The following is a 26,582-nucleotide window of genomic DNA, read 5'->3' on the forward strand; positions in this document are numbered from 1 at the left end:
TGCAAAGAAAAATGCGGCCCCCAACGCCAAAAGGGCGTTGGGGGCCGCTGCCTGAGACAGGCGCTTGCTTTACTTGGCGGCCGTTTCGTCTTCTTCCTTTCTGCGGCGGCGCCACAGCAGCCAGAGCAGCCACAGCACCACTGCCAGCAGGATGACCACCAGGATCAGCAGAAGCAGGCACAACCAGCAGCACCAGCAGATGCCGCCGCTCGTTTGCTGCTGCTCCGGGGACGCCTTGGGCGCTTCCTCATCGGCGTTCTCCTCCTGCGGTCTCTCCACCGGCTCCGGCTCGTCCTCCGCGGTCCAGCGGCGGCCGGCCTGCTCGGTCAGTACCTGCGCCAGTTCGGTCACAGGCTTGGAAGAATCGGTCCACGGTGTTTCGGAATGGATGTAGGAATTGATGACGTAGATCCAGGGGATGCCGGCGGTCAGGTCCACTTTGCCCCACACATGGATGTTCAGCGGGTTATCCCTGGCGCCGATGTATCCGCCCGCTTCGATGGTGAGGTTTTCGGAGGTGATGGCGTCGGCGGTGCCCTTGTCGGTGACGGAACCGTCGGTGCGGATGGTCACGTCCTTGCCGGCCACGATGGTGTCCACCACCACGTCGCCTTCGCTTTCCAGGTGGACATTGCCGCCCTGGGTGCTGGCTTCGCCGGCCTCGATGCGGATGGGCGCGTCCTCGCTGCCCACGTCGCCCTTGGCGGTCAGTTCCGCGTCGCCCGCCACGACCTTGTCGTCGGGCTCGCTGCCGGCGGTGATGTTGCCGTCGCTGGTGATGTTCGCGGTCTCGTCGGCCACGATCTCGCCCAGCTCGGTGTCCTTATGGTTGTGGATGTAGACGTTGTCGCCCATGGCCGAAATGCGGTCCGCCATGGTCTCGATGGGCCGGTCCTTGGCGCCGGTGTCGCCGGTGGTGCTGTTGAGGGTGAGGTCCGGTGCGGTGAAGTCCAGGCCGTTCCAGCCGGGGACGGTGCTGCCCGCAGGGGCAATGCCGCCCGCCGTGTTGATGACGATGGCCTCCTCCGCTTCGAGGGGGGCGATGTTCAGCGGCTGGTCGGAGGGGCTCTCCAGCCAGACGCCCTTCAGCGTTTCGTCCTCGCCTGCGGCGATGGTCAGCACGCCGCCCACGTCCACGCCGAGGGCGTTGCCCTCTTCGCCCACGCTGCCGCCGTTCTCCAGCAGGATATCCACGTTGCCGCCGGCGGTGATGGAAGCGCCCGGGGCGCCTTCCAGCGCCTTCTGTGCGTCCTCCAGCGTCTTGCGGGCCGCTTCGGCTTGCTGCTTCGCCTGGTCGAGGGCGGCCTCGATGGCCTGTTTTTCGGCCTCATGCGGCTGGCGTTCCGTTTCCAGGTCGTTCAGCTGCTGCTGAATTTCGTCCATCTCGCCTTCCAGCTTCGCCAGCTCGCTTTCCAGCCGGGCCACTTCGGCCTGGTCGGGTTCGGGCTGCTGCAGGGCCTGCTGCAGCTGCTCTTCCAGTTCCTTGTGCTCTGCCTCAAGGTCCGCCAGCTGCTGTTGCAGATCCTTCTGCTGGCTTTCCAGCGCGTCCAGGTACTCCTGACGGGCGGCCAGCTGCTGTTCCAGCGCTTTCTGCGCCGCTTCGGCGCGGGCGGCCTCGGCCTGGGCTTCGGCCAGGTCCTTCACCGGGTCGGCGGCCACGTCCTTCAGTTCGCCCTGGATGTTGAGGGAGATATCTCCCCCGGCCTTCACGGTGTTCACCGTCACGTCGCCCAGCGCTTCGTCCACGGTGATGTTTCCGGCGGAATCCATCGAGAGGGTGCCGCCCGCTTTCAGTTCGTTCACATGGGTGCTGCCCTTCGGGCTGGTCACCGAGAGGTCGCCGCCGGCGTGCAGCCGGGTGGCGTTGAGGTCGCCCTCGGTGTTGCTCACCGTCAGGTCCTTGCCGCCCACCACGTCCAGTCGGGCGTTCCCGTCCAGCACGTCCGCGATGAGGGTGAGGTCTTCGGGGCTGGCCAGCCAGGTATCGCCCCGGGAGAGGGTGGTCAGCGTGTCGCCCACCGCCACGTTCAGCGGGGCTTCGGCGGAGCCGATGACGCCTTCCCTGGCGGTGAGGCTGGCGCTGCCGGTGGTGGAGAGGTTCAGCCCGTCGGGGCTGGCGTTCGTATCCAGCAGGCTGCCGTGGCCGGCCGTCAGGTCGATGCTGCCGCCGCCCGTGCTTTCGGCCTTTGCCAGGCCCAGGTCGCCCTGCACTTCGGTGATGGAGATATCACCGGCGGCGGTGGCGGTGAGGGTGGTGGCCAGGTCGTGGTCGTCCACGCTGATGGTGGTGAAATCAATGAAGAAATTCATCTCCAGCAGGCCGGTGAGGGCGTTGCGGGTGATGCGCCAGCTGCCGGTGGCGGGCATGGCCTCGGGGGCTTTTTGCAGTTCGGCCACGTCCACCACGGTGTGCTCCACCCAGTCGCGCTGGTCGATGGTCAGGTCCCGGATGCTGCCGGTGAGGGCAGTGAACACCAGATCGGTGCCGGTGACGTTGGTGAAGCCTTCGACGCCGGCGATGTCCGGTGCGGTGATGGTGACGTTTTCGTAGCCGGAGACCACCTCGCGGGCAGTGAAGGCGCCCTCATTTTGGGTGATGGTGATGCTGCCCTTGTTGGTGACGCTGGCTGCGCCGGTGGATTCGCCGATGGCCAGGTGGAAGTCGCGGAAGTCCCGGTCATCCTCGACGGGTTCGGGGTATTCCACCTTCTCCCAAAGTTTTTCCTCCACCAGGGCCAGCTTCTCCTCGTCGGTGAGGGCCGCCCAGTAGAGCGGGATGAGGTCCTCGTCCGCCATCAGAGCCTTGAGCGGTTCGTCCTGGCCGGGCTCGTCTCCCGGCTGGCCTTCGTCTTCATCAGCCTCAGGCACGCGCAGGGTCAGCACCAGCAGTTCGTCCAGCAGCTGGCGCAGCCGCTTTCTGTTCTGCTCCTGCTGGGCGGCGTCAGCCGGGTCTTCCGGTTCGTCCGGGTCCGCCGGGTCCTGGGCCTCTTCCAGCGCCTGGAGCAGTTCGTCCAGCTCTTTCAGCGCCTTTTCGATGGTTCCGGGGGTGGTGTCCAGTTTTTCCAGCGCTTCTTCAAAGGCTTCCTCTGTGCCGAGGGCGGGGGTGAGGGTCTTTTCCAGCGCCGCGGTGATGTCTTTCAGGAGCTGTTCGGCCTTGCCGGTGGCGTCGGCTTCGTCCAGCGCCCGTTCCAGCAGCAGGGCGGCGATCTCCTCGGGGGTCTGGGCGTTCAGCTCCACGCCCACGGTGGTGTCGTCGCCTTCCATGGCGTCGATCACATCGCCGGTGAGCATGGTGCCGTCCTCGCCCCGTCCGGTGAACTGTTCGGCGTCCTTTTCGCCTTCCACGATGCCGTCGATCCAGATGTCGCCGGCCTTGGGGATGCACATGGTCAGCGTTTCGGGAATGTCCAGCTGCAGGCGGCTGTCGGCCTCGCCCACGCTCTTTTCGCCGCTCACCGAGAGGATGGCGTTGGTGTCGTTGGCTCCTTCGCCGAAGGAGATGATCGCGTCCTTGCCGTCCGGCAGCAGGCGGCCCACCACGCCCTTGGCGCAGATGGTCACGTTGGTTTTTTTGCCGTCGCCGCTCACGCCCGTGATGCGTTCAAAGCGGAAGTCGTCGCCCGTTTGGGCGGTGAAGGTGCTGTCGTCCACCGTGGCGGTGGGGATGGCGGCGCTGCCGCCGGCGGTGATGTCCAGTTCGGACCCGTCGGTCAGGTCCAGGTCGCCGCCGGTGTAGTCTTCGCCCGCGTCGATGTCCACGGTGCTGCCATCGCCGGCGGTGATATCGCCGGTCTCCACCGGGCCCTCGGCGTCGATGGTCAGCCGGCTGTCGCTCACGGAAACGTCGCCGGTCCCGGCGCTGCCGCCGGCTGTGACGTCCATTTCGGAACCGTCGGTCAGCTCCAGGTCGCCGCCGGTGTAGTCTTCGCCCGCGTCGATGTCCACGGTGCTGCCATCGCCGGCGGTGATATCGCCGGTCTCCACCGAACCCTCGGCGTCGAAGTCCACAGTGCTGCCGCCGCCGGCGGTGATGTCGCCCATGGAAATGCTGCCGCCGGCGTCCAGGTCGGCGGTGCCTCCGTTCACCACGTCCAGGGCCTCGCCGGTGATGCTGCCTTCGGTGTCCACATGGAACTCGGCCCCGTCCACCACGGTGGGTTTCAGGGTCACGTCCTCGCTGGAATTGATGAAGGTATCCATCACGATCTCGTCCACAGGCTCCTGCCCGGAAACGTAGCTCTGGATCACCAGCGCGCCGCCGTTCATGTCGATCTCCAGCGCATCCAGCGCGGTGCCGATGGTGCCGGCAGCGCTCTTGGGCACCAGGATGATCACGTCGCCGCCGTTGGTGCAGATGTCGGTGTCGTCCTCATGGCCGGTCACGGTGTCGCCATCCACCAGGGAGCCCTTTTCGTTGCTCAGCTGGATGGTGACGCTCTTTTTGTTTGCGGGGTCGGCGCCGTCCAGGTATTCGCCGGCGCTCACATAGCCGAACAGATATTCCACTTCGGCGTTGGGCTCCAGCTTGAGGGTGCGGCTGTTTTCACCCAGCAGGGTGACGCTGCCGTCGGAGCCCACCAAAATTTCCTTCTGGTCCAGCTCGTAGTAGAGGATGGTCCAGCCAAAGGTGGCGCTGGTCTCATTGGCGTCCATCGCTTCGGAGATGGTGAGGTAGACGGTGCCGCCCACGCTCACGGTGCCCTTCAGCTGGTGTTCGTGGTCCTCGCCCGCGTAATGGTAGGTCCTGCTGCCGGTCAGTGGGGTGAAGTCCGCTTTGGCCCAGCCGCTTTCGCCGTTTTCGGAATAGTAGTAATTGCCCGCCAGGTCCTTGGCGATCTGGTCGGTGAGGCGTTCGAGATACACTTCCTCGCCCGCCTTGATGGTGATGCTGGCGTCGTTGTTTTCGGGCATGGCCTCGTAAAGGATCGCCATGCTTTCTTCGGGGGTGAGCACCACCAGCTGGCCGTTCTCGTCGATATAGGAGAGCTGGTCGCCGTTGAGGGTGTAGGCGGTGGCCTTGCCGTTCACGGTGTAGACCCGCTTGCCTTCCTCGTTGAGGGTGTACTCCCGCAGGGTGCCCAGGTCGCCCAAATCGGTGGCCACGATCTTGTCGGAGGTGTAGGTGACGCCGTCGAACCTGGCGCTGAAGGTCACCTGACCGTCCGCGTTCAGCACCAGAGTCAGCACCAGGCCGCTCCTGGTGAGGTAGAGGGTGTCGGTGACGCGGTAACCGCCGCCGTTCACCTGATTGTTGGCAGGCAGGGTGATCTCCTTGACGGGGATGTCCTCCAGCGGCCCCATCACCAGCACGGTGGGCTCCTCATCGTCGCCCACGGGGCTGCCGGGCCGCAGGATGAGCAGACCGTCGGAGACGTCCTCCGCGGTGCTGTAGCTGCCCTTTTCCATCTGGTTCAGATACACCGTGTCGCCCGCGGCGTTTTTGAACACCGCGCCGTCTTCGGTCTTCAGCAGGGTGTTGCCGGTGGCTTCCCTGTTTTCCACCAGTTCCGCCGCCAGGCCGCTGTTTTCGGTGTCGTAGATTTCAAACATGGTCGCCGGGTCGAACAGCAGGTAGCGGCTGCCGTCCCAGATCGCATACAGGCCCGAGGCGGCGGGCACCAGCGTGCCCTCCCCGTTCAGGGTGCCGATCCGGTAGTTGACGCCGGCCTTGTTTCTGCCGGGCGCAAAGTCGATGTAGGCCTGCAGGCCGTTCAGCAGGAAGCCGGTGGTACCGGCGGTGGGGTTGCCGCTTGCATCGTAAACATAGCGGTTCAGCACCGCGCAGCCGGTGTCTGCCAGCACCTTGGCGGGGTCATCCAGCCCGGTGTCGGTGGTGCCGCTCTCGCCGGCGGTGCGCAGATACCATTTGCCCGCCGCGCCGTTCTCGCCGGGCTTGTAGACGATGGTGTAGGTCTTGCCGTCGCTGCCGGTCTGGTCCGTGTACTCGGTCTCGCCGGAGGCGGCGTTGTTCGGGGTCAGGGTAACGGTGACGTTCTCGCCCTCCACCTTAAAGGTGAAGGTCACCTTGCCGGTGTCGTGCTGGTAGTTTTCCTCTGCCGGCAGCACCGTCTCGGGGGCGCTCGTGCTCTGGCGCACCAGGGTGTAAACGGTGACGCCGTTCTGGGTGGTTTTTTCAAGGTAGAGCCCGCTGCCGGAGTGGCTGTCCACCAGGAAGTAGGTCTTGCCGTTCACCGTCTGGGCCGTGGCCTCGCTCAGGTAAGACCAGATCTCCTGGCCGTCCACCGTGACGCGGCTGCCGGCGGCGTTCTGCATGTAGTACACCTGGCTGATGAGCCGGTACTCGGCCTCGGGGGTCAGCTTGCCGGTGTATTCGTCCCGGATCACGTCGTAGTGCTCGTACAGCGTGCCGTCGGGGCGCTCGTAGATCTCTTCGTCAAAGCCGGTGTACTTCACGCCGCTGGTGTAGTACTCGGTGGAGAGGCTGGAGGTCACCGGCTGCATCTTCACATAGGTGAACTGCAGCGAGTAGCTGTACATGGTGTAGGTGCGGGTCTGATACTTCTGGGTGGTGGGCTTGTTCGGGTCATCGTTTTTCCGCGTCCAGGCATACTCGGCGAAGTTGAACACGTCGCTGCCGTTCTTCTTGCCGTTGGCGGTGTAGGTGATGCCGTCCACTTCCACGCTGCTCTCCACCGTCCGCTCCACATTGGGCATCCAGTAGACGCCGCTGAGCGCCTGATAGAGACCCGCCGCGTCGCCGCTGAGGGTCTGGCCGGGGGCCACGGTGTAGCCGAGGCCATTGATATATACCAGACCCACGCTGGCGCCGCCGATGGTCATGATGTTGTCGGGATCCCAGACCACCTCGTAGCCGGTGCCCAGGAAGTTTTCCACGGTGAAGGAGTCGGCGGAAGCGTCCCGGCGCACCTTGCCCACATGGGTGGCCTCGCGCCACTCGTGCTGCCGTGCAGCGTCGTCGTACTTCGCTTCGTAATAGGTCACGCCGTCGCTGAGGTGGTTGGTCACAGGCCGGTCATTGGAGATGTTGAGGTGCTCCCTGTTGAGGCTGTCCTGGTTCACCTGGTCCACATCCTGGGTCTCGGTGCTGCCGCCGGTGAAGGCGTAGAACCGCAGGCTGTCGCTCTTCTTGTCGTGGAGCAGGAAGTAGTAGTAAGTCTTGTCGGAGGCGCCGGCAATGGCGTCCATGGTGGGCTGCAGGCCGCTGAGGTAGTAGTAGTCGATGTCGGCGGTGCTCAGCGCCAAAATGACCTGCACGTCCATTTCCTTCAGGGTGTCCTCGTCGGTGAGGTTTTCGCCGCCCGGGCCGGTCACCGTTCCGGCGGTGACCAGGCGGATGCGGGCTTCCCCGCCGCCTTGCAGCAGGCCCTTGGAGGTGAACCAGCTGGCGCTGACGGCCTCCAGCAGCACCTCGTAGGAGGCGTCCTCTTCCACGGTGAGATAGCCGGTGGACAGGTTGATGGAGATGCCTTCGCTCAGCTTGATCTCCACCACATTGCCCGAGGCGTCCTTCACAAACTCGAAGTCGCCCACCGCCGTTTCGGCGCCGCCCTCTTCGATGCGGGAGACATTGCCCCAGGCGTCCATGTAGAACAGGGTGCCGTTGGGCAGCAGGTAGCGGTAGAGCCGCTCGGCGGCGTCGTAGCCCTGGAGGTAGTAGTCCAGCACGTCCTTGCCGGTGAGGGTGTAGTTGGAGGCCAGTTCCACGGTGACGGTGGTGATGTAGCTCAGGGTGCCGGGCACCGGGATGGTGACGGTGGTGGCGCCGGCGATCATGGTGGCCTGCACGCCTTCCTGGAGGTCCATCTCCACGTTGCCGTTCAGCGAGACCACCCGCTCGATGTAGACCGGGTCGTCGTGGCGCTCCAGCACGGCGTTGTTTTTATCCACGATGATGAGGGTCACCGGCACGATGTTCACGAACACGTCGCCGCTGGCCTCGATGTTCACCACGCCGTTCGAGCCGGAGAACACATAGGCGTTGAAGGCCTGGTCCGCCGTGCCCACGCTGGCCGCGCCCTTGACCAGCAGGTCATGGGCCCACACCGGCGACACGGTGGCGCCGGAGGAGATGTCGGCCACGCTGTCCACGCCGGTGAGGGCGCCGCCCTCTTCGCCGGTCCAGACGAACTCCACATGGCCGTCGGTGTTGGACACAAAGCCGCTCACCTGCACGCCGCCGGTGCCGCTGAACTCGGTGCGCACTTCGGGCTTGTCATAGGCCACATTGTTGATGGTGTGGCTGATGCCGAACACGGAGGGCTGGATGAAGCCGCTGTTGGAAACGTAGATGCCGTTCAGCTGCACGTCAAAGCCCGAGCTGTTGGTGATGATGACCCGGGGCAGCACCGCCTGGTTGTAGACGATGACGCTGCCGGAGGCGTTTTTGCCGTCGTGGGTGAAGTCCGCCACGCCGGGCAGGTTGTTGCTGATGTCCCGCAGGGTGACGGTGTTGCCGCCGACGACCTGGTAGAAGTTGCCGGGGTCTTTGACGCCCACTTCCCGCACGGTCCGCTGGCCCTTGTGCTCGGAGATGTCGATGTAGACGCCGCCCGCCGCGTCGCCCAGATAGAGGGCGGTGCCGCCGTTCACCGCGACGGTCCCGTCGCTGGTGAAGGGGTGGCTGGTGCTGGTCTTCTTGATGATGAAGCCGCCTTTGCGGGCGTCCCGCCGGATACGGCTGCGGTCGAATCCGTAGCGGGTGACCGCCACGGTGGCGCCCCGCAGGATGACGCCGCCGCCCAGCGCGGTGTTGGAACTGGCGCTGGTGCGGCCGCCAGCCTTGGCCAGGGCCTCGCCCGCCGCGTTCAGCTGGATGGTGGCCCGCACGTCGATGTTGGCGTCCCGGTAGGCGGGCTTGGCGGAAGCGTAGATGTGCAGGCTGTCGTGGCCGGTGATGTCGGCCCCGGCGATGTTCACATCCGCGTTCAGGGTCGTCTTGGGGTTGCTGAGGGCGTTCACCGCCGCGCCCAGGGCCGAGCCCTTGGCGTAGGTGTAGGTGTAGATGTACAATTCGCCGTTGCGGGCGATGATCTCCACGTCCCGCCCTTCGATGACCGCGGGCTCGCCGGCGGCCCCCGCGATGACCACGTCGGCATCCAGGCTGGTATTCACGTCGGCGGAGGAATTGGGGGCCACGCCCAGGCCGGAGGCGTCCGCGCTGACGTTGGTCTCCACGCCCGCCTGGGAGGCGTCGGCGATGATGTTCACGGTGCTGAAGCGGGCCCGTATGAGGGCGTTCTTGCCGATCTGGACCTTCACGTCGCTGTCGATGTTCACCAGGGCGGTGGCGGTGCCCAGGGCGACCACGCCGCCGGAGGACACCTCGGAGCGGGTGTTGATGCTGTCCCGCGCGCCGCCCACGGCGTTGACGGTCAGATCGCCGTAGTTGGCAAGCAGGGTGCTGTTGTCCCCGATGAGGATGGACACCGCCCGGTTCAGGGTGTTCTTGGACCACAGGGTGGTGCCGCTGAAGAACCCGCCGCCGTCGGCGTAGGTGGCGGCGTTCAGCTGGGCCGCGGAGACAGCCTCCACGGTGAGGGCCTCGCCGGCGTCCAGGGTGCCGTTCACCCGGATGGTGTTGGTGGTGTCGGCGGTGTTCTCGCCGTAGGTGACGCTGGCGTTCACGCCGATGCCGATGGTGGTGCCCCGGGCTTCGCTGCGGCCCTTGGGGGCGTCCTCGCTGAGCACGCTCACGCTGCCGCCGGTGGAGCGCACCACGGCGCCCTCCAGCACGTCCACGCCGGTGTCGTACCAGGCGTTGGTGGGCAGCACGCTCACGGTCAGGCTGCCGGCGGCGATGTTCAGGCCCTTTTCGATGTTGGCCCGGGCATCGCCGGTGTTGTAGGCCCGCAGGGTCACGTCCCGGGCGGCTTCGATGAAGCTGCGTTTCACGGTGACGCGCACGGTCTGGGGCGCTGCGCCGGAGCCGCCCACCTTCGCGGTGGCGGTGTTCACGCCGGCGGTCACCAGGCCGCCGCCGCCGCCCTCGCTGGCGGCCACAGCTTCGGACACGGTGTTGCCCACCGCCTCGGCGGTGAAGGCCCCGGAGGTTTTGACGGCGATGTCTTCCACCAGCACATCCACCTTGTCGTGGGTGGAGGAGGCGGCGTTCAGGCTGCCCAGCAGCACCAGCCCCACGCTGACGCTGGACTTGGCGGTGGCCTCGGCCTCGGTGAGGCTCTTGGCCCGCACGCTGACGCTGCCCGCGTTCAGGGTGCCCGCGCCGGTGAGGGAGGCGGTGTTGGTGGTGGCGCTTTGGGCGGTGACGTCGTTGACGCCCGCGCCCACCAGGCTCACATCCGCGCCGCCGGAACCGCCCGCCTGGGCGGTGGCGATGCCATAGCCGCCGGAGCGCACGATCTCGGAGTTCACGTTCAGCTGCCCGCCGATGACGGCCTCGCCGTCAAACTGCGCGCCGGCGGTCTGGCCGGTCTTCAGCACCGCGTCCACCACGGTGACGGCGATGCTCACGCCGGAAACGTTCACCTTGCGGGTGCGGCCCAGGGCCTCGGCCAGCAGGTAGCCCAGGTTCTGGATGTTCACGGAATTGGTCACGCTGGCGCTGCCGGTCACCTTCAGGGAGGCGTCGGCAGTGGCGCTGGTCTCGGCGTCGGCGCGGTTGGCGTCGGTGTTGACCAGATTGACCCCCACGCCGCCGGCGGGGCCGGTGGCGGAATGGGATTCGGCATAATAGACGTTCTGGATGTCCACGCTGCCCGCGCTCAAAGCGCCGGTCTGGGCCAGGGCCTTAAAGCTGCCGCCGGCCACGACCTCGGTGAGCAGCAGGGTGGCATTGACCAGGGTCACGTCCACGCTGGCGTCGTCGATGTCCGCCTTGGCCCAGCTGCGGGCCGCGTTGACCAGCGCAAGCTGCCCGGCGGTGACGATGCTGCCGGTGGTGCGGATGTGGGCGCTGGACGCGCCTTCCATGCGTGCGTTGGCCTCGGAGGCCTTGCCGCCGATGATGGACACGGCCACCGAGCGGTCGGAGCCGTTGCTGCCCACGACAGCCTTTGCACCGGTCCCGGCGGCGTCGTTCAGGCTGGCCCTGATGCTGATGCCGCCCATGGCGGTCACGTTCACCGCGCTGGCTGCGCCGCCTTCCGGCTGGCCGATGTAGGCCTGCTGGCAGGCGCTGACGATGGCGTTCACTACGTTCACGGCCAGTTTCGCGCCCTGCACATTCACCTTGGCGCCGGCGATGCGGGCGTCGGCGGTGGCTTTGCCGGTGAGAAGGATGCTCACCGCGCCGCCGGTGGTCACGCTGCCCGCGCTGCCCTTGATGGCCGCTTCGGCCACGGCGCCCGCGTTGGCATAGGCCACGTTGGTGCCCGCATCCAGCAGGCCCACGCCCTGATTGGGCTGGCGGGACACCGCCTCGGCCCGGGCGTTGTAGATGTTGGTGACGGTGACGGAGGCGGCGGAGACGGGCCGGTCTTCCGCCATATTGATGTAGGCGGCAAAGGTGCCGTCCGCCCGGGCGATGATCACGTTCACGCCCAGAGAGAGCAGCTCCACGCTGGTGCCCGGGTCCGCCGCGCTGGCGCTGGCCAGGCTGTTTGCGGTGGCGATGACCGAAAGGGCCGCGCCGGCGGTGACCTTCACGGAATCCATGAAAGCCTTGTTGACGCTGCGGTTCAGCGCCACTGCCGTGTTGCTGCGGGCGGAGGCGAGGCTCACGCTCACGCCGCTGCCCTTGATGTTGTTGGCCAGCAGGGCGCTGGCGCCCTGGCCGTCGGCGGCGTTCAGCCGTGCGTTCACGGTGATGGCCGCATTCTCCACTTCCACGCCCTGGATGTAGGCCAGGTTCTCGGCGTCCAGCAGGGCCGCCAGCACGTTGGCGGCGATCTTGACGGCGGTGAGGCTGGCCACAGGGGTGACGCTGTAAACCCGGGAGGTGGCGACGCCCTGGCCGGTGACGGAGAGGGCGCCCGCGGTAAGCAGGCCCGCGCCGGTGACGGCGGCTGTGCCGCGGCTGTCGGCGTTGGCCACGCCCACGTTCACCTGCAGGGCGGCGCCGCTCAGGTCCGCGCCGCCGGCGCTGGGGGCCAGGGCCGCCACGGCGCTGGCGGTGTAGCCGGTGGCGACGGACACGCTGCCCGCCGTCACGCTGCTGCCCGCCGGGATGTCCAGGATGGCAGAGAATTCGCTCTGGGAATAGGCCGTGTTCACGATGACCGCGGCGGTGATGGCCCCGGCGCTCTGGTTGAAGCTCTGGGCCAGCACGTTGGCGGTGCCGCCGGCGAACACGTCCGCCTTGCCGGAAAGGGTCAGGCTGAAGGGCGCGGCCACGGCCTGGGTGAGGGCCCGGCCATAGGCCGCGGCCACGTTGACCACGGCGGAGACGGCCCCGCCGCTGCCGGTGATGAGGCCGGCAAAGACGGCTGCGTTCTCCTCGCTGGCGTCCACATCCTCGGCGGGAGCTGCCACGATGTTGCCGCCGGGCAGTTTGTCAAGGTCCACATACTTCATGTGGTCGAGGCCTTCGTTCAGCCCGCTGCGGGCAGTCAGACTGCCGGCGGTGATGTTGCCGCCGTCCACATTTGCCTGCTGCTCGGCCCGCAGCAGCGCCACGGCGGCAGAACCCAGCACGCTGATGGCGCCGGCGTTCACGCCCCAGACCTGGGCGTTGGCGGTGGCCTGGCCGAAGGAGCCGATGGCCAGCGCGCCGGTGACGTTCAGCAGATGGCTGCCCGCCTCCTTGCCGCCCAGGATGCGGGCGATGTTTTTGGTGTTGTTGTCCGCCACGGCGGCGTTGAGGCCCACGGCCACAGCGCCCGCTCCGGCGGCAAGGGCCAGCGCCTCGGCGCTGGAGGTGTTCGGATCGTTCTGCCGCCCGGTGGTGACGCTCAGGTCCGCGAAGTTCATCTCCACGCCGGTCACGTCCACCTGGGCGATGTTCCCGGCCTGCAGCAGCACGGTGCTGACCACCATGCCCACCGCCACCGCGCCGCCGGTGAGGCTGGCCACATAGGCCCGGCCGCTGGCGTGGAACGCGCTGTCGATGGCCACGCTGCCGGCGTTCACATTGACCCGGTCAAGGCCCGCGAACAGGTTTGCGGTGTTGAACACCAGCAGCACCTGGGCGGTGACGCCCACCGCGCCGCCGGTGACATTGGCGGCGTAGCTTTCGGCGGCGGTGCTCACGTCGTTGCGGATGGAGATATTGCCCGCGTTGATGGTGCCGGGGGCCACAGACCCGGTGGCGTCTGGGGCCGCGCCGATGTAGGTGCGCACGGTGGGAGCGGTCTTGGCCAGAGCCACCGCCGCGCCCACGGCCACCCCGCCGGCGGCGACGCCGAGGGTGAAGGCCTTGGCGTCGCTGTTCACCAGCGCGTTCAGGGTGATGTTCGGTGTGCGGACGCTGCCGCCGGTGGACACGCCCTGGGCGATGAAGGTCTCCACCAGGCTCTTGTTGATGGCCACCGCCGCGCCCGCGTTCACCCCCACGCCGCCGGCGGCGATGCCCGCCGCGGCGCTGATGGCGGTGTTGTCCACCGCGGTGGTGATGCGGATGTCGGCCACGTCCCGCAGAGAGCCCGCGCCCTCCACAGAGGCCCGGGTATTGCCGTCAAACACGGTGACGGCCACGCTGGCGGAAACGCCGGCCATGCCGCCGCCCAGGCCCAGGGTGGCAGCCACGATGTTCTGGTAATCGCTGTCGGCGCGGATGGCAAGGGCGTTTGCCTCTTCCACGCTGCCCAGCAGCCGGGCGCTGACACTGCTGCCCAGATGCACCACGGCCAGGGCCACGCCCATGCCGGCGGTGCCCGCCGCCCCGCCGCTCACAGAAAGGGCGTGGATGGTCAGGTCGGACACATTGAATTCTTCGCTCTGGTCGTTCAAAAAGTCGATGTTTTTCTGGTCGTCCTCGGAGAGGCCGCCGCCGGCCAGCCGCGGGCTCTCGGCGACGGCTTCGATGGCGACGTCGCCCTTGGCGGAGAGGACGGAGCCCTCCCCTGCCCAGGCTTCCACGGTGCCGTTGAGGATGGCCGCGGCCATGCCCACGCCCACGCCCACCGCACCGGAGGCCCCGAAGGCCACGGTGCCGAGGCTGGCGTTCAGCTGGTCGGCGGCGCGGACGGTGATGCTGCCCGCGCTGGTCACGGTGGTGCCTGCGCCGATGAAGGCACGGGTGAAGGCGGCGCTGGCCACATTCTTGAAGCCCTCATAGATCTTGTAGGCTTCGTCCGCGTCGGAACTGCCGCTGCCCACCGGGGTAACGGTGAGGTCCGCGCCGGGCTCGCCGGCGGTCACGGTGCCGTCAGCGTTCTGGGTCACCGTGTGATCCTTGTTGAAATCTTCGCTCACATACTGGTCCGCGCCGTCGTATTCGTCGTCCACCGGCACGTCGCTGTAGCGGTTGCCGCTGCCCGCCAGGGCCTCGCTCAGCCAGGCGGCGTCGTGCCCGTCGTAGACCCCCTTCGCCCCGGCGGGGGCCTTTTCTTCCATGCCGGCCAGCAGGTCGGCGGGGTGGAAGTGCTCGGCCAGAGCCTTGGCGGTGTCATCGTCCAGCTTGCCGCCCACCACCAGCGCCATGATGACCGCGCCGATGCCGGCGGTGGCCCCTGCGCCCACGCTGCCCGCGTAGGTGCGCACATCCCGCTTGCTGAGGGCGTTCACCAGCACGTCGCCGGTGAGAGTCTGCACCGCGTAGTTTTCGTCGATGCCGGCGGCCACCTGGTTGTCGGCCAGGGTGACGATGGCGGTGACGCCCGCGACGGCGGTGCCGCCGAAGGCCGCGGAGGCCGCCACACCGATGAGCTGATAATCGTCCAGCGCGTTTAGGGTGATGGCCGCTGCCTTGATGACGGGCTTTGTGCCGCCGGCATTGTCCTGCACGATGGCCAGCACGGTGTTCTCGCTGAGAATGACGTCCACGGTGCCGGAAACGCCCGCGGTGCCGCCGCCGGAGACGCCCGCGCCGTCGGCGGTGATGAACTCTTTGGAATTGGCCAGGATGTTCAGCTTGCCGGTGGTGTCCACGCTGGAACCCGCCAGCAGCACGGCCTCGGCGAGGCCCCTGAAGCTGGTGACCACCGCCACGCCGGACACGCCGGCGGTAGCGGCCCCGGCCACGCTGAGAGCCACGTTGTAAAGGTCGATGCGGGTGTCGGCGGTGACGTTCACATCGCCGCCGCTGGTGATCCGGCCGCCCAGATGCGCCTTGACGGCGTTTTCAAACAGCAGGATGTTGCCCGCCCCGCCGGCGGCCACGGTGCCGCCGGTCACGCCGAAGGTGGCGGCCAGCAGGAACATCTCATCAATGCTGTCGGCGTCCACAGTGATGGACTTTTCGGCGTGCACTTCGCTGTCGCCGCCGTCCAGAATGGCAAAGACCTGCTTTTCAAAGAGGATGGTGACCACCGTGCCGCCCAGGGCCGCGGTGGCGCTGCCGGAGGCGGAAAGAGCCCCGCCGAAGTTCACCACAAAGGTGTCGTCCTTTGCTTCAACGAGTATCTCGCCTTCTCCGTGAGAGTCGTCGGACTGGCCGTCGCCGTCCGCGTCCTTCTTTTCGGCGCTGTTGAGGCCCGCGCTGACCCGGCTGTTGTTGCCCACATGGGCGTTCACGATGTTCTGCACCAGCAGGGTGTCGGCCACGCCCACCAGGTTCGCGGTGGAGGAGCCGGTCACCGAACCGGCCACCGCCGCCATGTAGATTTCTTCCGCAGAATGGGCATGGACCACCACGCCCCGCCGCCGGTCCTGACGGTTGGCCGTCTGGATGCCCGCGTCGGAGCCGGTGTTCAGGGCGTAAGCGGTGAGGTCGCAGTGTTCGCCCGCCAGGGCCTGCACAATGTTCTTGAAGATGACGGTGGTGGCGCTGCCGCCCAGGGCCGCGGTGGCGCTGCCGGCGGCGGCCAGGCCGCCCGCGCCGCTGACCACCAGGTTGTCGGCGTCGGCCAGAATGCCGATGCTGTCCCAGGCTTCCGCCTTGGTGTTGTCGCCCAGGCGGGAGATGGCCTCGCTGGAAAACTCGTTGTGGACATAGGTGCCCGCCAGGTCCAGGGTGGTGCTGCCGGTGGGGGCCAGGGCCGCGCCCGCGGCCAGCGAGCGGTTGTTTGCCCTGGATTCCACCAGCACCTTGCCCTTGCGGGCGATGAGGGTGGCCCCTTGGGCCGTGACGGCGCCGTTCTCGCTGACGCCCGCGCCGGCGTGGGCTTTCTGGCTGAACCGCTGCACCAGCACGGTGGCGCCCGCCGCAGCAGTTCTGCTGCCGGTGGCGGAGAGGCTCGCCAGAGCCGCCAGCAGGTCGCTTTCGTTGAAGGCGTGGAGCAGCACGTCGCCGGAAAGGGCTTCCAGATGCGCGCCGCTACCCGCCAGGGCCATGGTCTCGGAGGAGGTGGCAAAATACGCCAGGGTGGCCGCCGCGTTCGCGGTGCCGGAGGGCGCGCCGGAGGCGGAGGCCAAAATCTCCATCACCCGGTCCGCGCTGTCGGCGGTGAGGGCCACGGAATCAGCCTTGACCACGGTGTTATCGCCCACCCGGGCGCCGGTCTCGTTGCGGATGTCGGTCCAGGCCACGGTGCCGCCCGCCGCCACGTTGGCGCTGCCGGCGGCAAGGCCCATGTTGGCGGCGATGAGGGCCAGCTCAAAGTCGTTGTCCGCGTCCACGGCAAAATCGCCGGAGGCGTTGACAGTAACGCCGTCGCCCACCGAGGCCAGCGCCGCGGCACTGCTCTCCACCAGGTTGAAGCCGCCGCCCAAAGTGAGCAATGCGGAACCGGTGACCGCGTCGGCGGTGGCCACGTCCCACACAACATTTTTGGCGTTGGCGGCAACGGTCACGTCGCCCGCCGCGTTGATGGCGCGGTCCGCCTGGCCATTGCCCACCTTGGCCTCGGCCTTGTCGTTCATCTGGGCCAGGGACACCACGGCCCCCACGCCCGCCTTGGCGGTACCCAGGCTGGCGGAACCGGCGATGACCCGGCTTTCAGCGGAGGAATCCGCCCGCACGGTCAGGTCTCCGCCCAGGGTGAGGGCGGCGTTGTCGCCGATGGAGGCCAGCACACTGTTCTCGGCCAGCAGCTGGGCCACGGTGCCCGCCACGTTGGCCGCGCCCGCCACGCCATGGTGCAGGCTGCCGGAAACGGCCTCCACATAGTAGTTCACGGTGGCCAGATAGTTGATCATATCCAGCACGTCCAGCAGATCGTCGGTGCCGATGGTGCACTCCACCTTGATCTGGCGGATGTGGGCCAGGTCGTCCGGCAGGGTGATGTGCATGAGGCCCTTGTCGGTCTCGCCCACGGTGGCGTCCTGGTTGGCAACGGTGAACAGGTCGCTCCAGTCAAAGGGGAACTGGTACATGCTCTCGTCCACCAGGGGCCGGTCTGCGGTGACGGTGAGGCTGTTTGCCTGGGCGGTGAGATTATCGCCCATCTGGGCGTGGATGTTGCTGAAGGAATGCAGCATGGCAAAGGCCGCGCCAACGCCCACCGTCTGCGCACCGATATTGGCGCCCAGGGCGCGGATGGCCAGCTTGCTCAGGTCTTTGGCGGCGACGCGCACGTCGCCCCCGGCGTTGATGGTCACGTTGTCGTCCACCAGGGCCAGGGTGTCGGCTTTGTCGGTGAGCACGGCCACCGCGCCGGCCACGCCCAGCGTGCCCTGCATGCCGGTGGCGATGGAGGCCGCCACGGCCTGGGCGCTCATGTAGCCGGGGTAGTTGCCGGTGAGGTTCTGGGTGGTGTCGGCGGTGACGGAAACGTCCTTTGCCGCGTTCAGGGTCACGCCGCTTGCCACATTGGCCTCGGCGGTGTTCTCATTGAGGGTCACGGCCACGGCTGCCGCCACGGTGTTGGCCCCTACGGGCGCGGTGGTCACGGTGGCGCCGGTGGCCCGGTTGCGGAAGTTGACCACGTTTTCGGCCTTGGCCTGCACGTCGCCCGTCTGAGAGGTGACATTGCCCAGGATGCGTGCCAGGGTGTGGTGCTCGGTGAAGGCCAGGGCGATGGCCGCCGCCACGTTGAGGCTGGAGGTCTGGGGCTGCACGCCTGCCACCTGCGCGCCGGAACCGGACACGGAAGCGTCCAGGCCGCCGGTCTTGGAGGTGGCCTTGGTCAGGTCCAGCCCGAAGGCCTTGAGCAGATTGGAGGAATAAGGCACCGCGTCCAGCTTGCCGCCGATGCCGCCGGCGGCCTGGTTGGCCTTGTTCTGCAGCGCCACGCCGCCCATCTTGTTGGTGGCCGCCACGATCTTGTTGCGGATGGTGCTGGTCTCGGCGGCGCCGGGGCTGATGTAGTTGAGCCCCTCGCGGAACTTCTCCAGCAGGCGGTCCAGGTCCGCGCCGATGGAGGTGGCCATGGCGTAGCTTTCGTCGGTGACGTCGGTGGCGCTGTGCACCCGCACGCTGCCGGCGGCGGTGGTGTCCGCTTCCAGGGATGCGGTGATGCCGCTGTCCACCAGGCTCACGCCCACCGCCGCGCCCACGGCGGCCCGGCTTCCCGCCGCGAAGGCGGACACGCCGGTGTAGCTGTCGCCGCCGTAGAGGGCCTGCACCAGCACGTTGGCCATGGCGAAGATGTCCTCGCCCTGGGCGTTCTGGCCGGTGACGATGGCGGTCTCGAGGGTATCCACGGAATTTGTGGTGGTCAGGCTGCCGCCGGAGAGCAGGGCCGCCTTGACGATGTTGTTCACCACCGCCACGGCCACGCCCGCGTCAAAGGAGATGCCCTTGGTGTTGGTGCCGCTGGCGGCGGCCTGGGCCAGCTGTTTGTTGGTGGCGGAGCCCAGGGTGGGAACGTATTCAAAGGCTTTGTCCCGCCGGGCGATGGGGTCGCTGCCCGCCACGGAGACGGTGTCCACATCGTCGCGGAAATTGGCCAGAATGGCCAGGGACGCCGCGCGGATGACCCGGTTGCCCAGGGTGGTGACGGCGTCGCCCGCGGTGGTCTCGGTGCCGATTATGGCGGTGACCACGGCGTCAATGAGGTTGGTGGCGAAGGACGCGCCCACGCCCACCGAGCTGCCGGGCTTGCGGGCGGTGACCGCCTTGGCGGCCATACCCAGCGACTTGTCGGCGCTGGCGGAGGCGGTGGTGTAGACCTTCTGGGCCTCGTTTGCCTCCACGCGGATGTCGCCGCCGGCGGTGATGTCCGGCTCGGAGGCAGCGGCGTCCCGCCCGGCGATGGTGGCGCTGGACACGGCGTTGATGATGGTGATGGCGGCGGAACCCGCCACGCCCACGCTGGAAGCGCCCACGCCGGAAACGGCCTGGGTGGAGATGGTGTGACCCACGCCGTCCAGCTCGCTGCCGGTGGCGAATTTGGTGGTGAGCAGGGCGGCAAAGGCCTCGTAGAGGTCGTTCACCGCGAAGCCCAGCTGGGTCATCTCGGCGCTGATCTTATCCAGCACCGGCACCTGCAGGCGGTTGCCGTCGCCCAGGTAGGGGATCCAGTTGCTCTCTTCGCCCATCACGGCAAAGACGTCCCCGATGTAGGCCGTCAGCGCGTCGGAATAGAGTTTGGCGTTCTGTTCGGCGGTGTTGGTGTCACCGGTGAGGCTGGCCTTGATCTGTTCGGTCAGAACGGCCTGGTATTCCTTGGCCGCCTGGATGCGCTGGGCCTGCTTTTCCTCTTCGGTGGCCCCGGTAACGCCCAGCAGCTGGTCCACCGCCTGCTTCTGCTCCTCGGTGAGGGCAGGGCTGCCGCCCTGGGCCAGCTGGAGCAGAATGGACATGAGTTCATAGCCCAGCACCCGCTTTTCGGCGGCGTAGGCCATCATGGTCTGCAATTCACTTACCAGGTCCGCGGTGAGGGCCTCGTAGCCCCACTGCGCGCCGTATTCCGCATAGGGATTTTCCGCGCCGGTGTAGCTTTCGATGACCTGCGCGATGACATACTGCTCCAGACCATAGACGTGGTCCATGGTCAGTTCGGTGTTCTTATCCGCCTTGTAAGCGGCATAGATGAGTTCTTCCAAAAGTTCGGTGAGGGTGCGCTGGCCCGCGCCGTCCACCACCACCTGGCCCACCTTGACCCATTCTTCCTCCTTCAGGTCCTGCTGCCACAGGGCGATGGCGATCATCTCCTCAATGGCTTTGGCCAGGGTCTGCTTTTCCTGGTCGGTGAGGCTGTCTTTATCCTTCAGGGTCAGGAAGGTGTATTCGGTGCTGGTGGTGAGGGCGTTGCCGCCCACCGCGCCCAGCAGCTCCTCCAGATGACCGGTCTGGAGCATATAGTCCACCAGCAGGTCGTAGGCTTTGTCCAGCAGGTCGGCCTGGGCCTTCTCGTAGATCTCGGCAGCCACGGTGATGTTGCCGCCGGCGGCCAGTTTGCCCTTGCCCACCTGGGCGATGTTCTGGTGGTCCACCATGTTCACGGCCACCGCCGCGCCCACGCCCACATAGCTGTTGGTGGTGCCGGCGTTGGAGGTGACCTTGGCGTCGGTGTCGTTGCGGGAGATGACGGAGATGTCCTCGCCGGCGGACACGTCCACATCGGCGATGAGGGCGCGGGAGAGGTTATTCTGCAGGTTCACGGCGATGGCCGCCGCCACCTGGATGCTGCCCTCCATGGTCTCAAAGGGGCTGCGGCCGGCAGCTGCCTTTTCCACCGAGGCAGTGTTCACGTTTTTGGTGTTGACGCGGCCCGCCAGGGCCTTGCCGTTGTTCAGTTTCTGGTCGGCGGTCTGGTCCGCCTGGCTTAGGTGTGAGCCGTCGGAAGAGGAGGTGCTGCCGCCGGGGGTGATGGTGCCGCCCACCAGGCCCTCGGTGCCTGCCGCACCGGCGCTGCCTGCGTCCGCTCCCGCGGTTCCGGTGGCAGCCGGGGCGCCCTTCACCGACGCCTTGATGGTCTGGGTGACGCGGCTCACCGACTGGGCGGCCACAGAGATGTTCTTGCCCGCCTTGGCCCGCCGCTTGAGCAGGCTTTCGGCGCTGTCGTTGAACACGCCCACGGCCACCGCGGCACCAATGCCCACATTGGTGCCGGCAGACGCGGCGTCCGCGGTGAGGAAGCGGATCATGCGGTTCTGGGCGGTGAGGGCCACGTCGCTCGCGGCGTCCACGCCCTGACCGGCGGCTTCGCCCAGCTCGGACAGGACATACACGCCGGAAATGCTGGTGGCGGACACGGGGGTGACGGAGGTGCCGCCGGCGGAGCCTGCCGCCGCGAACACCCGCTCGCTGCCCATATAATAGGAGTCAACGGTCACGTTGCCCAAGGCCACGTCGGCGGGCCGGGTACCGTCCAGCGCCAGGAACACCACCCCGTCGGGGACGGAGGCGACAACGTCGATGCCTGTGACGGCCACGGCGATGCCGGCCCCAACGCCAACGCTGGAGCGGCTGTAGGATTTTTCGTCTTCCAGGGGGAACATGCCCAGAGAGCGGCGGGCCCGCTTGCCGCTGGCGTCCGCCACGGTCTCCAGGCGGCTGTCGGCCACGCGGGAGGCCACGGTCAGGCCGGCGCCTTCGCCCAGCCGGTATTCGGCGGCGGGCGCGAGTTCGGCTTTGGAGTTCAGGGTGATCACGTGCACGGTGATCGCGCCGCCCAGCATGGCGGTCTCAGCCGGCGGGATGTGGCCGGACTTGGCGATGGCGGAGGAATCCACCCGGCGGTTCTCCACGGTCACGGCCAGAGCCTCGCCCGCGGCGACGACGCCCCGCCGGATGCGGGCGGCGGCGTTGTGGGTGAAGACGGTCACGTTCACGGCGATGCCCGCGGCGGTGTTGGTGGGTTCCTTGGTGATCTGCACCTTGCCGAAGCCGGGGATGACGGCGATGGTGGAGTTATTGTAAAGGGAGCCGTCCGCCCGGGTCTGGGAGGTGGTCTCGCCATAGGCATGCAGCTGCACGCCGTTCGCGGCGCTCACCACGCCGGCGGTGTCGATGAGGGCCAGGATGTCGTTGTCGATCACGGCCAGGGCCAGCGCGCCCATGGCCTGGGTGCGGGCCACGTCCTGGTTGGGATCGGTCTCGGCCACGCCCTTGTTGAACAGGCTGCCCAGGGTGTTGCTGCCGGTGATCTTGCTCAGCGCCCAGGCGGGGGTGCCGGAGGTGCCGGTGCGCATGCCCAGCACCGACTCGGTGAGGCTGACCATCGAGCGCAGCGACTGCTTCTGGGTGGGCTGCTGGGTGAAGGTGGGGTTGCCGTACTCGTCCACATACACGCTGATGGGCGAGGAGATGGCATAGGTGCGGTTGCGGATGAGGCTGTCGGCCTCGGCGCGGACGGTGCCGCCGGTGCTGACCACCGAGGCAGTGCTGTCTGTGACTTCGCCGTAATTGCCCACATACACGCCGGTGCGGCCCAAAGCGATGCTCACCGCCACGAACACGCCGCTCTTGGGTTTCATGCGGGCGATGTCGGTGGGGCCGGCAATGCTGGCGGCCTCGGTCTCCATGCGGCTGCGGGCGTCCAGCAGCACGTCGCCGCCGGCGGTGATGGCCGCCGCATCGGTGACGATGGTCTCGGTCTCGGCGATGGCCACCGCGCTGGAAAGGGAGAGCAGCGCCTTGGGGAAGCTGCCCTTATCCACGGCGCTGATGTACACTTCGCTGTCGGTGCGCAGGGCCGTGCCCGCGCCGCTGGTCAGCCTGGCGCCGCCGTCCACCAGAAGGGTGGTGCGGGCCTGGCCCCAGGCGAAGGACAGGGGGATGTAGCTGAGCAGCTCGGCGCAGTCAAAGTTCACCAGGGTGGAGGCCAGGGCGTGGATGGGGCCCTGGGCGGCGGTGATGCTGCCGTGGAGCAGGATCTCGGCGGTGGGCTGCTTGACGATGACGAAGTTGGGGAAGTTGGAGGCCACGCCCGCCATCACGTCCACCATGCCGGAGGTCTGACGGATGGAGGCGATGAGGTCCACCACGCCGGCGGCGTTGAGGGACGCGCCATCAGCCACCACGATGCGCACGGTGGGGGAAGCCTCGTAAAGGCCCACGCCGTATTCCAGCGCGGTCCCGCTGAGTTCGTCCTCCGCCACGGTGATGGTCAGCTCGTCCTCGGCCAGAACGTCCGGGTCCTCGGCCTCGGCCAGGATGAGGATGTGCCCGCCGGACACCGGGCCCAAAATCTCCACTTCGGGCGCTTCGAGGATGACGGTGAGGCCGTCCGCCAGCAGCTTTTCAACGGTAATTTTGCCGGAGGCTTCCACCAGCAGGTTGGACAGGTACGTCGCCATGCCCCGCACGGCGGCGACCAGGTTCACCGTGACGTCCACGGTGGGGTCCAGCGCGCGGCACACCACATAGTCGGTGAAGTCTTGGGCATTGATGGTGGGGGCGTTGTTGTCGTTGAGTTCGATGGTGCGCTTGTTTTCCAGCCGGTCGGTCACAGCGTCCAGGCCGCCGCCGAAGCGGATGTCCATGGCCTGGCGCAGGGCCACCGTGTTCAGAAGTTCCTCCACGATGTCGATGGACAGATCGGGCAGCAGCCGGATAACGCTCTGGGCGTTCAGATGCAGGCCGTCCTCGGTCTTGCAAATGCGCTGTTCAAAGGGCACGTCGCCCAGGATGTCCTCGCCGTTATAGACGTACTTCGCGGCGAGGCTGCCGGTGAGGTGCAGCCGGTCGTAGCCGCCGTCCGCTTCCTCGTTGATGGTCACGTCCAGGCCAAACACGTCGTGGAAGGCGCTGGTGGTGTCCAGCGTGATGACGTCGTCGCCGCCGCCGCCGGAAATGACGTACCTGCTGCGGTACTGCATCTGGTCCTCTTCCAGCCCGTATTTGGAAATGAGCTGGGAGAACTCCTGGTAGAGGTTGCGGCCATTGACCATGGTCAGGCCGCCGGTGACGGACATGGTGTCAGCCCCGGCGCCCAGGTCCACCGTGAGGTCGGTGCCGCCCAGGTCGATGTCGAAGTTGTAAAGGGCCATGAACTTGCCGGTGCGGGGGTCGATGCCGCTGCCGGCGTAGACGTTGGTGGAGTTCACCAGACGGACCACCAGATCGTCGACGCCGTCGCCGGTGTTCACGTTCACCTTGGTCATGGTGCGGCTTTCAATGTCCGCGATGAGTTCTTTCACCCGCTCCTTGATGGCAAGGGCGAAGTTGTTGGCGGTGTCCTGCACGACCTCGCCGGTGGAGGAGGACTGGGAGGCGTTGTAGATGTCCTTCACCGCGTTGAAGATGGCCAGCGGGTCGGAGTTGCCGATGCCCACCGTGGCGCTGGGCGCCTGGGTCACCTGCAGGCCGATGCGGTCATCGCCGCCGCCGCTGCTCACATTCACCACGGCCACGTTCTCGGTGGTGATGGCCACGTTGTCGTCCAGCTCGGTGCCCTCGTATGTAAACTCCAGGGCGTTTTTGATCTGGATCTGCTCTTTTGAGGAGAAGTACAGCCCGGCCAGCAGCACGTCGAAGCCGTCCGCCATGAAGTTGCCCTGCATGTTGGCGCTGCCGTCCGAAGCCTGACCGTTCTTATACTGGTCGGAGACGATGGAGATGGAGGCGTAGGGGTACGCGGGGGTGGCGTCGGTGAACAGCACCGAACTGACGGAATTGTCCTCCGTGGGGGCGGGGCCCGGGTCGCCGCCGGTGAGATAGAACTGGATGGCGTCCAGCAAAGCGGTGTAGAGGGCGCTGTTGGCCGAGAGGTCCACGTCGCCCTCGTAGGTGCCGGCGGTGACCTCCACCTGGATCTCCACCGCGTACTTGCCCGTGGCGGCGGCCGGTTTGGTGAGCAGGTAGTCCACCGCGCCGTTCAGGGCGTTGACGATCGCGCTGTTGGATGTGTCGTTCTTGAAGGCCTCGGAGTCCAGCGTTTTGCCGTTCACCGACAAAGTGGCGCTGCCCTCCGGCACCATGAAGTCCTCTTCCACTTCGGAGCCGCCGTTGTCTTCCAGAACGCTGCCGTCGGTGGGGGGCGCGGTGTCTTCCGGCGCGTTCGGGTCCACCACGGAACCGCCCGCGTCTTCCAGCCCCTCCCCGTCGGAGTCAGTACCGTCAGGGTCAGTGCCATCGGGGTCGGTGCCGTCGGGGTCAGTACCGTCGGGGTCCGTGCCGTCAGGGTCGGTACCGCCGATGGGGTCAGTACCGTCAGGGTCGGTACCGCCGATGGGGTCAGTACCGTCAGGGTCGGTACCGTTGGGCTCGGTGCCGCCGGTGGGGTCGGTGCCGCCGGTGGGCTCGGTGCCGCCGGTGGGCTCGGTGCCATCCGTGGGTTCCGTGCCGTCCGTGGGCTCGGTGCCGTCCGTGGGTTCCGTGCCGCCCGTGGGCTCGGTGCCGCCGGTGGGGTCCGTGCCATCCGTGGGCTCGGTGCCGTCCGTGGGCTCGGTGCCGTCCGTGGGGTCCGTGCCGCCCGTGGGTTCTGTCCCCGCCGGCGCAGTCGGGGGCGCATCCGCAGGCTCGGTGCCGGTGGGCTGTGTGCCCTGGGTCACAGGCGCGGCAAGGCCGCCGCCCGTCTGGGCAGCGGCATCTTCGGCATGAACGCTGACAGACAGGAACAAAGCTGCCGTCAGTGCGGCCAGCAGCGCAAGAGCGCGCTGTGCTCCCTTCTTTGCGTTTTTCGCTGTCAAAGAGTCTCTCATGGAAACGCCTCCTTCGGCCCCGGCGCGCACCGCGCCGCGTTCTTCCCTGTTCGGTTTTCCCGTTTATTCCGTGATGGTGTTCAGCAGGTCTTCGGCCTGCGCGCTGATGACCGGGTCGGCGTCCGCCCCGTCATATCCGGCGGCAAAGGCAAGATCCCCGGCGGCCTGCTCCATGTCCGGCTCGCCGCGCATCAGCTCCGCCGCGCCCCGCCCGTAATGGCTCATCTGCAAAGAGCTTTGCTGCTGGATGGAGCGGCTGTAGTAGTCCACCGCTTCGTCGTAGCGCTCCATCAGCAGGCAGCACAGCCCGGCGTAGTAGCACAGGGAGTCAACGGTGCTGTCCAGCGCAAGGGCCGTCTCAAAAAATTCCAGCGCGCCGGCGGTGTCTTCCGCTTGCAGCTTCGCCAGCCCCAGGCCGGCGAACAGCCCCGCCACATCGGCGTTCTGCGCGCCGCCGTTGGCCTGCAGCCAGACGGCGTGTTGCAGCGCCTCGCCGCTCTGGCCCTGGGCCAGATAAAGCTGGGCCAGCAGCAGCCGCATGTCCGCCGCAGCGGGCTGCAATTCCAGATAGCGTTCCAGATCGGCGGCCAGAGCCTGGGTGTCGCCGCTGCCCGCGTGGAGCTGGGCCAGCACCAGATAGGCGTCCGCCAGGCCGGGGGCCAGCCGCACCACCTGTTCCATGGCGGTTTCGGCCTCGTCCGCCCGGTTCAGGATGGTGAGCAGGCAGCCCTCCTTCAGCAGCAGTTCCGCCTGGAGGGTGGCGCCGTATTCCGGCTCGTAAAGTTCAAGGCAGCGCTGAACGCATTCCAGCGCCTCGTCGTATTCCTCGGCGGCGATGTGGGTCTCGGCCAGCCGGTAGTAGTCTTCCAGGCCGTCGGGCCGGGTGAGGGTCTGTAGCTTGGTGCGCAGCCGCTCCAGCTGGGAGGCGTTGACGTAATCGGTTTGCTGGGCCAGGTAGGTCTTGGCGGCGTTGCTCTCCTCCGCCGATATCTTCACGGTGATCCAGCTTTGGGCGCCGAAGGTGAACGCGAAGGCCAGCGCCAGAAAAGCGGCGGCCCAGCGGACCCACGGCTTCAGCCTGCGTTTTTCCTGTTTCATCCTTCGGCCTCCTTCCACCCCCCTGCCGGAGGGCA

Annotated in this window: 2 protein-coding genes; both read right to left on the bottom strand. The window is 67.3% G+C overall.

The window, feature by feature from the left end; translation table 11 throughout:
• Positions 1-69: 69 nt before the first annotated feature.
• A complete protein-coding gene (locus tag ACH2AT_RS00220; protein WP_394962478.1) occupies positions 70-25,449 on the bottom strand; it encodes a hypothetical protein in 25,380 nt (8,459 codons plus the stop codon).
• Positions 25,450-25,512: 63 nt separating this feature from the next.
• Positions 25,513-26,547 carry a tetratricopeptide repeat protein gene (locus tag ACH2AT_RS00225; RefSeq protein WP_394962480.1) on the bottom strand — a complete coding sequence of 345 codons (1,035 nt, stop codon included), beginning with the start codon at positions 26,545-26,547 and terminating at the stop codon, positions 25,513-25,515.
• Positions 26,548-26,582 lie beyond the last annotated feature (35 nt).

The organism is Candidatus Allofournierella excrementigallinarum, from assembly GCF_944388085.1.
In the GTDB taxonomy this organism is placed as follows: Bacteria; Bacillota; Clostridia; order Oscillospirales; family Ruminococcaceae; genus Allofournierella_A; species Allofournierella_A excrementigallinarum.

Coding starts and splice junctions, on each gene's coding strand:
- ACH2AT_RS00220 (WP_394962478.1), bottom strand. CDS start 25,449: ATGAGAGACTCTTTGACAGCGAAAAACGCAAAGAAGGGAGCACAGCGC.
- ACH2AT_RS00225 (WP_394962480.1), bottom strand. CDS start 26,547: ATGAAACAGGAAAAACGCAGGCTGAAGCCGTGGGTCCGCTGGGCCGCC.